The 10,732-nt window shown below is 40.0% G+C and carries 5 protein-coding genes; 1 reads left to right on the forward strand and 4 read right to left on the reverse strand.

All coding sequences use genetic code 11. From position 1 onward, the window contains the following. Positions 1-241 precede the first annotated feature (241 nt). Positions 242-931, forward strand: coding sequence for a CPBP family intramembrane glutamic endopeptidase (locus RMX69_RS22800; protein ID WP_289795510.1), 690 nt, complete (start codon positions 242-244; stop codon positions 929-931). A 28-nt stretch (positions 932-959) separates the two neighbouring features. On the opposite strand, the gene RMX69_RS22805 is transcribed toward RMX69_RS22800, so the two are convergent. From RMX69_RS22805 to RMX69_RS22820, 4 genes are all read right to left on the reverse strand, one after another. Continuing rightward, the gene (locus RMX69_RS22805; protein WP_322638789.1) at positions 960-2,147 is read right to left on the reverse strand and encodes a PAS domain S-box protein; all 1,188 of its coding nucleotides are present in this window, start codon (positions 2,145-2,147) and stop codon (positions 960-962) included. 1,390 nt (positions 2,148-3,537) lie between these two features. Beyond that, on the reverse strand, positions 3,538-4,830 hold the full coding sequence (locus tag RMX69_RS22810) for a hypothetical protein (protein ID WP_289795508.1): 1,293 nt from the start codon (positions 4,828-4,830) through the stop codon (positions 3,538-3,540). 249 nt (positions 4,831-5,079) lie between these two features. Further along, positions 5,080-6,897, reverse strand: coding sequence for a tetratricopeptide repeat protein (locus tag RMX69_RS22815; protein ID WP_322638790.1), 1,818 nt, complete (start codon positions 6,895-6,897; stop codon positions 5,080-5,082). A 183-nt stretch (positions 6,898-7,080) separates the two neighbouring features. Further along, positions 7,081-10,248 (reverse strand): plasmid replication protein, CyRepA1 family, encoded by a 3,168-nt coding sequence (locus tag RMX69_RS22820; protein ID WP_322638791.1) that lies wholly within the window; start codon positions 10,246-10,248, stop codon positions 7,081-7,083. Positions 10,249-10,732 lie beyond the last annotated feature (484 nt).

Consider the following 10,732-nt stretch of genomic DNA (forward strand, 5'->3'; position numbering starts at 1 on the left):
TATAAAAATTAATAGTAAACCAATACGTTCACCAAGATTTGAAAAATCATCAAGACAAAAATTGCCGTCTCTACAATAATTAGTCTTTTGTAGAGACGGCGATTCATCGCGTCTCTTGCCTTAACCAACAGTATTAATAGTAAACCTGGTTGATATAGATTTTATTACAAGTAATCATCCTAACTTGATATAAAAACTATGGATTTTAAAATAGATGTGGTCTAAAAGTTAAAACCATCCCATGCTAAAAGCTAACCAAAATCAAAATGCACTATTAGCTCTGTTGTTACTTGTGCCAGTTCCGAGCATTGGTATTACAACTCAACTATATATACTCCCAGGCTTTCAAGGACATTTAGTAGCTTTATTAGCTAAAATCTGGTTGTTGGTACTACCCATTATTTGGTTATTATTTGTTGATAAAGAGAATTTAAAATTTGAATATCCTAAAAGACGCGCTTTATTGGCTGGAGTCGGATTAGGGCTATTGATGCTAGGCATCATCTTGATTGTTTATTGGCTACTGGGAGCAAAATGGATAGATGTTGAATATGTTCGCGATCGAGCAACACAAGTTGGATTGAACAGTTTTGTGATTTACTTAGTAGGTGCAGTGTATTGGATATTTGTCAACTCTTTGCTTGAGGAATTTGTCTGGCGTTGGTTTGTTTATCGTAAATGTGAAATTTTGGTATCAAGTCCTTTAGCTGTAATACTGTCCGCACTGTTTTTTACGATTCATCACGTTGTTGGTTTGGCAGCTTACTTCGACTGGCGTGCAACAACGTTATGCTCATTGGGGGTATTTCTAGCAGGAGCGATTTGGTCATGGTGCTACTTAAATTATTCCTCAATCTGGCCCGGATACATCAGCCATGTTTTTGCAGATATAGCAATTTTCCTGATTGGCTGGCAACTTATCTTTGCTTAAGAAAAATGTAAAATTTACAGCGAACTAATTAATCAACATCTCTTAAGATAATATGTTTTTTGAAATCAAAACTGATTATACCTTCTTCTTGTAATTTACCCATCAATCGTGTAATTGTTACCCTGGTGGTGCAACAGGCGCTAGCAAAATCTTCGTGAGTAAAGCGAACACTTAAACGAGTTCCCTCTGGTACAGTTTCACCCACTTCTCGTTTCAAAAGTTGTAATAGATGGTGCAAGCGTTCTTGTACCCCTCGTCTTCCGCAAATGACCAAAAAAGATTCTGTTTGCTGTAATCGCTGATTAATTTTTGGTAAAAGCGTATGGCTCAGTGTTGGAGAAGCTGCTATCTCTGTCGCGTAAATTGACACCAACTCAACATCAGCAAGAGCTGTTGCTTGATAAATGTTTAAAGATGTCAAACTAGAACCAAAAACCATTCCTGCCGTTGCCAATCCTATCAGCACTTCTTCACCCGTTTCACAGTAGGTAGTGAGTTTGACTAAACCCTGAGAAACATGCCAAATTACTAATGGGTTGAGGGGAATAGTTTCTCCTCTATCATATTTATGTATGGGGCGTAGTTTACCGCCGTAGGCATCGCTAAAGATGTGACTGTCGTCCTTGACTATTGTTGATTCTAACTGCTGGCGCTCAGTAATATTACGCAGCATCCAGCGCAAAGAGATTGCCTCACCTTGGTGATTGCGGATAACTGCCACTGTCAAAGCCGCATCAAAGAACTCGCCATAACGTTTTTGCAAACGTACCAATAACTCTCTAGCTCTGTCTGATTGCGATAGCTGCATCAGTTCGTTGCGAATTTGCTGACGTTCTTCTAGAAGGACAAAGTTAACTATTGATTTGCCCACTAAAAAATGCTTTGAAACATTCAACAACTTAGCTGCGGAGAGGTTAGCTTCTTGGATGATTCCTTCTGTATTAGTCACTAAATAGCCGTCTGGCGCCAACTCGAATAAATCTTGGTAGTGTTGGCGTTCTGCCTCTAGCCAATTTCGTGTTTTTATTAGTTCCTCGTTTTGCTGATAAAGTTCCTCCGCCGCTAATTGTACTATCTTTGAGGTGTTATAGAGTTCCTTAAAAGCTAGCGGCAGCAGATCCGGGGAAATCCAAGGTAGTACACTAGCAGTTTCGTATAAATCTGCTAAACGCTTGTGCAATACTTCTGCGCGTTGGATAAATTTTTCTATGTTCACTTTAAATCTCCGCTACTTGCTTGCAGAGGTGGAGCAAAAAAATCTACTAGGTAAATCCTTAAAAAAATTGCAGCATTCCTAATTTTATTGAGTGATAAATTGAACTGGTTATTGAACTTATAAAACTACATTTATTTGAGGTTTTTGACAATTTATATACCACAGTCGCTACAGATGGGCTAGTTTTTAAATGACACGTTTAGCATTCAACCTAGATGCTCAAAGTAAATTGAATCTAGCAAATTTTAAAGTGTCCATTGATAACTTTTGCCACCCAGATATTTTTTACAATAGAAAATTTTACAGCGGTTTGCTAAGTATTACTTCTACCTTTGGTGGGAAAACTCTGTAAATTCAGCTAAGGAACTTCCAACAAATAAATTATTCAATCTTGTGGGGTGGACATCTTGTCCACCCTTCGCTTGGGGCGGGCGAGACGCCCACCCCACAATAAGTAGTTGAGTATTTTTATTTTTTTATTTCGAGTTTCCTAATACGAGCGCCAAATCTCCCATTCTAAGATTATGCTAATTTTTGACTAAACTTATAAGCCAGTCAAAATGATGACTAGCAAAGAAATTAGATAAGATATCACAGTCGGAAAACCCTGCATCTCAACTTTAACTTCTGAATATCATTGTTTAATCCATTTTGTCATTCCCCCAATGAATTATTTAGTGCTAATGATAATTGTTTCCATTGTTACTAAGAATAACTGATAAGACTTTCCCCAACTTCCATCACAGGAGTCAAGCAACTACTACTAAAGGCATAGAATCTAAGTTAAGTTTGTTTGTGATTCTGAATACGTTGTCTATTCATAAAATTCACAACAAGATTCCCCAAGTTATTTAAGGAGTTGGGAACTAAAGCCTTTCGATTTTCAAATTCATTATGGAACTATCTGGCACAGATAACGAGTAATATCATGTCCGCTTGATTGCTCATTAAACCCGAAGAACCCCACCCCCCTCCCGAAGAGCGGGGAGGGGATTAAGGGGAGCCAGTGCGGTCTTCTCCCAAGGGGAGACGCCAAGGGCGATGGGGTCTCCCCAAGTGGAGCATCTGGCGTGTGGGGTGCAATGACTGTGGTTAGCATAACTAATTATGCGGACATGATATAAAACTAGTGAGAACAAGCAATAGTCGAACTCGTATATCTAGAATTGCAAAGATAGATATTAATAAGTTAAAAATATTTGTATACAAAAGCACGTATTAACTTAATAATTATCCGCCTCTTTAGTTAGAGGATAAATGAAGTAGTAAGCTGGTGTAATTTAACAATGCGTAACAGCTAATCAACGCGCAAGTTATGAGGAGTGATGGGTGAGGTGTCAATGCTATAAAATCTCATCACTCCTTTTTACTTACATCAGTTTATGAGCTACTAACGAATGCCATCATTATCAATGGCGCTGTAGCTATCGCTGGGAAAAAGCCCCAACCAAGGGTCAGAACTAGGAGTTAAAAATAGTTGTCCGTATACTTGTTCATTAAGCGCTTCCACACTCCTTGTTTGCTTACCCTGCATAAACCATTGATGAATTTGGCTGTGCAGCATATATTCATTTCTGACTGTATCTAAAGCCATTGTGGCTTCAAAATTTTTCACTATTATCGGCAAATTATCTTCTGGAGTGTTGACAGACTGAGACTTTTTAGCTTTGATTAGAGAAATGCTGTTTTGATCTAGCTTGACATCGGCAGCATAGAGTTGAGCGATTTTGTCCCAAACTTTCTGGTCAGTAATTTCAGCTAAGGCGTTTTGATTTCGTTCAGCACCAGACTGGAGAGCAGTTAGCATTGGCGTTTCAACTCTCATTTTAGAAACAGCTAGAGAGCTTGCTATTTCTGCTGTCGGTGGTTGACTGGGATTGCTGGGAATTTCTACCAACTTCGGGGGAGACTGGATACCTAGGCGGGATAAATCTGCAACCCATTGGGCTTGGATAGAATTTAAGCGATCGCTGTGGTATTTTCTTAAATAAGACTCGCGATCGCTTGGTGTAAGTTTACTGTAATTTTTTACTGCTAATTCAGCCTGCTGTAGCTGTCGCAAAAACCCTTTGGGACTATATAATCCTGGAATAGCATCAATTGGACGACCCGATGCATCCAATACATAATGAATGCTATTGCCTGTAATCGTTCGCTCCAACTTGCGTCCGTCGCCAAAATCAATAGTTACTTTGGGTACAGGGCGCACTGATTGCCAATGCAAAATAAAGCGGTCTTGAAGCAGCTTAGAAATTTCAACATTCGGATACAGTGCTACCCTGAAGAATCTACTATTGGCACAACTCAAATCTTGATTCAGCCTACCCAATAACCGCAGAGATAGAATAGGTTTACCACTGGTTTTAGCAGCAGCTTTGGCTTGTTCTATATCAGTGTACCAATACAAACGAGAGGCGTAACAGTCCCGTTGTTGACAAAGTTCGTCTAAAGCTAGCCGAAGTGCAGGGGAAGGTAGAGCTGCTCCTGAAGAAGCGGTATTTAACGTCTTAGCATGGGATTTAAGAAATACTTCTAACCCTTTTGGGCCCTGTTTCCGAAGTACAGAAACTTCTTGAGATAGCTTGGAGGTTTCAGCTACAGGAGTTTGAGCATCAGCTATCTGCAAAAAACCGAAGCTGACTAGGATGAGTGCGAAAGGATATTTGAAGGTTCTAAATTTCATATATTTTCAGATATTTTCAAGAAAAATAGGGGGTGTGAGTGGGGAGCATCTGGTTTTGGCAACAACGAACAGAAAGAATTTGGTTGATACTCTCAAAATTCCACTGTTAGCCAGAAATTTTAATCCTAGCTTATCGCCTTTCTCATGGCTTATATAAAAGTATGTTTTTATACAACAAAACTAATAATACAAAAATGTTTACGACAAATCACCCCGTCTAAATTGCACTGTTAGGCGGGGTGGGGTTCTTCAAAGCTGTTCAATTAGTTCAATAATTTGTTGGTAATACTGGATATTTCCTTCTTGATAATACAAGTCTGCGGATTTCTGGAAATCCGCAATTGCTCCTTGAGAGTCTCCCAAATTCCGGTAGACATCTGCCCGAAGGATGTAAGCTGAAGCCCAATTCGGCTGACGCTGTAAGGCTTGGTTTAAGTCTGTAAGCGCTCCTTGTAAATCTCCCAACAGAGAACGGCTACGACCCCGATTGTACCAGTCTTCGGCAAAGCTGGGGTCAAGCGCGATCGCTCGACTGTAATCTTCTATTGCGTGTTGATAATCTTCTAGGGCATAGCGAGCATTGGCCCGATCGCTGTAAAATGCAGCAGATTGGGGATTTATTTGCAAAGCTTGGGTGTAATCTGCGATCGCACTTTCATATTCTTCTAAAGCGTAGTGGGTAGAACCCCGGTTGTAATATGCTTCAATTAAATCAGGATTAATTTTTAATGCTTGATTATAATCTGTGAGCGCTCCTTGTTCATCCCCCAAAAGACGACGAGCATTTCCCCGATTGCAATACGCTTGGGAAAAATCAGGAACAAGCTTTATCGCTTGAGTGTTATCATCAATTGCTCCCTGTAAATCTTGCAGAGCTTCACGGGCAATACTCCGACCATAATAAGCTGCGGCTAAGTTATCATTAATTTGCAATGCTCGATCGTAATCTTTAATTGCGCCTTTATGATCTCCTACAGAACGACGAGCCGCTGCTCGATCGCAATATCCTTCTGCTAAACTAGGATTGAGTTGTAATAGGCGATTGCTATCTTCAATTGCACCTTGATAATCTCCCAATCGCCGACGAGCGTTTGCCCGAAAGCCGTATACTAAAGCTAGAGTCGGGTTTTCTTGTAAAGCTTGGTCATAATCTGCGATCGCACCCTTGTAATCTTCAAGATTACTACGAACCAGACCACGCTCACAATAAGCTTGCACATCATCAGGATTCAGCTTTAATGCTTGGTTAAAGTCTTCAATTGCTTGATGATAGTTTTTGAGGTGAGCAAGCACCAGACCACGATTATAGTACGCTCCGGCAAAGTTAGGATTGATTTCTAGGGCGTGGTTGTAATCTGCGATCGCATTTTGATAATCTGCTAAAGCGTAGTGAGCATTACCTCGGTTATGATAAGCCTCCGCCAAGTTAGGATCTAATTGTAATGCTTGGTTATGGTCAGCGATCGCTTCCTGATAATTGCCTAAAATCTGGTGAATATTACCCCGATTGCTGTAAGCTGCGGCAAAATGGGGATGCCATTGTAAAGCTTGTTGAAAATCTGCGATTGCCCCTTGATGATCGCCACGTTCAAAACGAGTTACGCCGCGATTATGATAAGCATTAGCAATATCAATATTGATATTATCAGCTAATTGGGTACTCATTTCGATTGTTTGGATATAATCTGCGATCGCTTTGTCGTAGTTTTCCAAAGTAAAGTAGGCATTTCCACGGCTGTGGTAAGATTGCGCCAGATTGGGATCGATTTGTAATGCTACGTTATGATCTGCGATCGCGCCTTGATAATCGGCTAAAAAGTAACGAGCATTAGCCCGGTTGTAATACGCTATGGCAAAATTGGGATTGATTTCGATGGCGTGATTGAAGTTAGCGATCGCAGTGCGATAATCTTTGAGTTGACCACTTAAAATCAGCCCTCGATTATGGTAAGCTTCGGCATAATCAGGATTTAGCTTGATTGCTTGGGTGTAAGCTGCGATCGCGGCTTGATACTCCCCTTGTAGATTATGCTTTAATCCTTGGTTGAAAAAATCTTCCGCATTCATATAATTTTTTTGGCTTTTGACATTATCTAGCCTAAAGCATCAGGATTGTTAACGATATATTTTGAAAATTATTCCAATTAGGCAAAGACCAATGCCCAAAACCCAATTGTAGAGACGCGATTTATCGCGTCTTGAAATACCAATCATCTACACTTTGCAATTCTCACAAATAATTCAGGATTGCTATATCGCTGATAACGGAAGAGTAGGCATAGACACCATCTGGTTAGCCTTTTCAGACTTCGTTTGCATAATTTCAAACTTCCAGTCTGAAGAATAATCAGGCAATTCATAACCAACACTCTTAACATGAGCCAACATTAACTCATCTCGTTGATGCCAAACAGCAAATATTTTCTCCCTGCCATCATATAGTGTTTCTAAATCAATTTGATAAACCTGATTCACTCGTTTTAGCTTCAAACCCAACAAATTTAGCAATCGACCAAGTATTTTTATTGCTGAAACTTGCTCTTTCTCGCCGACCAAATTAATACCAAGCGCTCTTTTAATATGCTTACTATGCTGGAAAGCAATATTTTTCAGCAATATCAAATCTGTGTCGTTTTCATTAAATTCGCGTTTTTCTTCGAGAAACTGAAGCATTCCTAAAGCTCTCATAGCTTCAACCTTGAGCGTATAAGTTTTTAAATCTGGGAGAAAAACTTTCCCTTCACCCCAAGACAATTGCTGATGCCACTCTTGCTCATCTCTAACGTGAAAATATTCGCTTTCGTGAGTTAAATAATAGTGGATTAATAACTGACGATAATATCCTTGTTCATCCTGCAATTTCAGCCAAGGAGTAATTTCTACACCATATCTTTGTCTAAGAACATATTTATTAATTTGGTTGCGTTCTCCATCCGTTAGGGAATGCTTAACTAATAACTGCTCATACTCCACATAATCAATATCTTTAGCATTAGCTACAGCAGATGCTACCGATAATTGATTCTGCTGCTTAATTTCTTTAATTTTACGTTTAATTTCTTTAGCTTTTTGACGGCTTTGTGCCCAATCTTTTTGAACTTTAACAATTTCTAAAATTAACCTTTTGCGGGTAGCTAAATCATCGGCATCAGTTGCCAAAAATGCCAGACGTAAATCTCGAATAATATTATTGTGAACGGCATTACTCCGCACCTGAATTTGATGTCCATCAGCAATCAAACCATCTTGCATTGATTGTCGGTAAAGGCGAATAGAAGCATTTACCCTTGCAGATAACTTTGCCCAAGTTCGCAAATGAATTGGGTCATAAACTAAGGGTAAATCCACATCTATTTTATGTAGGGGACTCAGCAAAGCTAAGTTTTCTTTTTGATTTTCTTGATACCAATCAGATAACAAGCGATAATTTGTACTCCCACTACCAATTAGACCAATACCTCGTTTAGCACACCAGACAACACGCGGTACATCATCCCGGACTCTTGCTAACGCTTGTCTTGCTTCCGAGTCAGGAATTACCCCTTGAAAAATGCCATAAACCCGGTCGAAATGTTGGACATCAATACTAATTCCTGTACCAAGACTAGGGGTAACAAAAACGCCGTCATATTCAGAGATTTTTTGGTTAATAGCTGCAATAAAATCAACTGCTGCGTGTCCAGGTGTGTTTGTAGTGTGACTACTAACTACTAGAGTTTTAGGAAATTGTCGCCGTAATTTTTGTAGCCGTTCTTTCAGATAACGTTCAATTGTTTCACAACTATAACGCCCAGCCCGACTATCGGTAGTAACATAACATTTACGTCCAGCGAGTAAATCCAATTCTAGTTGGTGAATTAGCGGTGTTGGGTTCGGTGAATCATAAAAAGTTATATCCCAACCTTGTTGAGGCTTCCACTGATTGAGAACTACCCAAGGTGTTAATTTAATTCCTGCCAATCCCTGCAAATATTCAAGTGAAACATCTGATAAATCAGCATCTTGGGCAATTACCAATCCCCCACTAGTTAAAACTGTTGCAATAAGTTGCTGGAATAGTTTTAAGATTTTTACCCGCTTATGCTTACAAGTATTACTGTTTAAAAGATGCCATAAAGATTGCTCCACTTCATCTAAAATTACTATTGCTCCCCGCCAATTTTCTGGGTTAAGTTTCCAAATTGAATCAACACACAAGCCGAGGGATTGCTGAGGAAAGAGAGAGCGCAGTATGGGAGGAGCGGGGGTAAGTGTTTTATTAATCTTTTTGTCGCCATCTTCTTTATGCGTTCCCCATTGAATACCAATTTTTTCACATAAGAATCGTCCAAGTAGGATTCTGTGAGTAATTAACAAAACGGGTTGATTTCTACTTTTTGCTTGTTGAACAACGCCTTGCAATGCCGTAGTTTTCCCCGTTCCTTTCGCTGATTTGACTCCTACTAATCCAGAGGTGGGGAAAGGTATCTCACCTATATAAGGACGGTTGAAGGTAAGTGCCGCAGGAAGGCTTAACTCGGTGTGGGGTTTGGTTTGAGCAAGATAAATTTCTAAATCAACACTTTGGCGATAAACTTTATCGAAACTATTTGCACCCTTAGCAACAATAAACTCATCAACTCCTTTTTCTATTCCTGGAAGTTCGATGACTTTTACAGGGCAATTTTTTTGTTGGAATAAACAGCCAAGTTGAGAAATAGCATTATTTACAGCAGCAATTGTCTTGGATTGAATTTCAAAATCAAAGCAAATGTAAAAACTGCGCTTTGTAATTGCAAACGCAGCTAAATCGGGAATTAGCTGACGACGGGTAACTTTACCAAATTCATCTTTCACAACCCGATAACCACTGGTAATTCCGGGAATGGCAATGGCTACATATCCTTGCGTCAACAACGTAGCTGCTTTCTTCACACCCTCGCAGATAATGAGGGGAATGTTCTGTTGCATCACCCATTGCCAAAAGCCTCTAGCTTCGCCATCAGGAGTAATGGTGATATTTTCAGGCATGACCAGATTGTAACGCCCAGCGACTTGCTGCCACACTTGCAACGTTACCCGCAAACAAAACACCCGCGTTGGTGTGCTGGGGGGATGCTCGTACTTGATGGATTTGCCATTGTGGTTTTGTCGGGGTTGGTTTGGCTTAAAGCATCCCCATTCCATCATTTGCCAATTATTCAGAGGGTCTAGTCCAGAACACCACCAACCACCTTCTGTGATGTGAGCATAACGCTGTAACCATCCGGCTTTCACCATTCCGGTATTGGTGCGGGGGAGTAGCTCAGAAATCAAGAGGTACTCATAAGCTGTTACACCTTGGAGCGACCTAAAATTGAGATGCACTAAGTGTAAGTCTATACCACTACTCTTGACTAATTCTTCAAGGTGTTGGGGGTGTAAATAGTGCAGATGCATAGGAAAAGGCGCGAAGGGAAGACAATGAGATTAAAACAGTAACACGCATCTGCTTTTTTTAAATACGCGAGATTGCGAGGCTTTTGGGAGCCTTTTTTTACTTCGTTGCCGGAGACACATCGGTTAGAACTGTAGTGGGTTATTCTGCCTATTAGATCCCCAAAGTAATAATTTTGTATTGTGATATTTGTTCGCTTTTAATTTTTATTTATCAGTAAATTTCTGCGATCGCACTATAACATCGCTATAAAGTAATATCTTCATATACTCCAGCAAAAGCTTTACACTGAGCATCCACTCTGTACCACGCCTGTAACCTCTCTGAATGAATAAAGACAAAAACGCTCACGGCTCCAAAGGTTTGAGATAGTCTTTAGTGTTAATTTTTCTTTGCAATCGCAGCTAATACAGATAACTTGACGTAAAACTGTAAGGATTCAGGTGGCAGGGTATTGACAAAGGGGACACTTGAGGGGGAATATCG

The sequence above is a fragment of the Nostoc sp. EspVER01 genome (genome assembly GCF_034530635.1).
Classification (GTDB): domain Bacteria; phylum Cyanobacteriota; class Cyanobacteriia; order Cyanobacteriales; family Nostocaceae; genus Nostoc.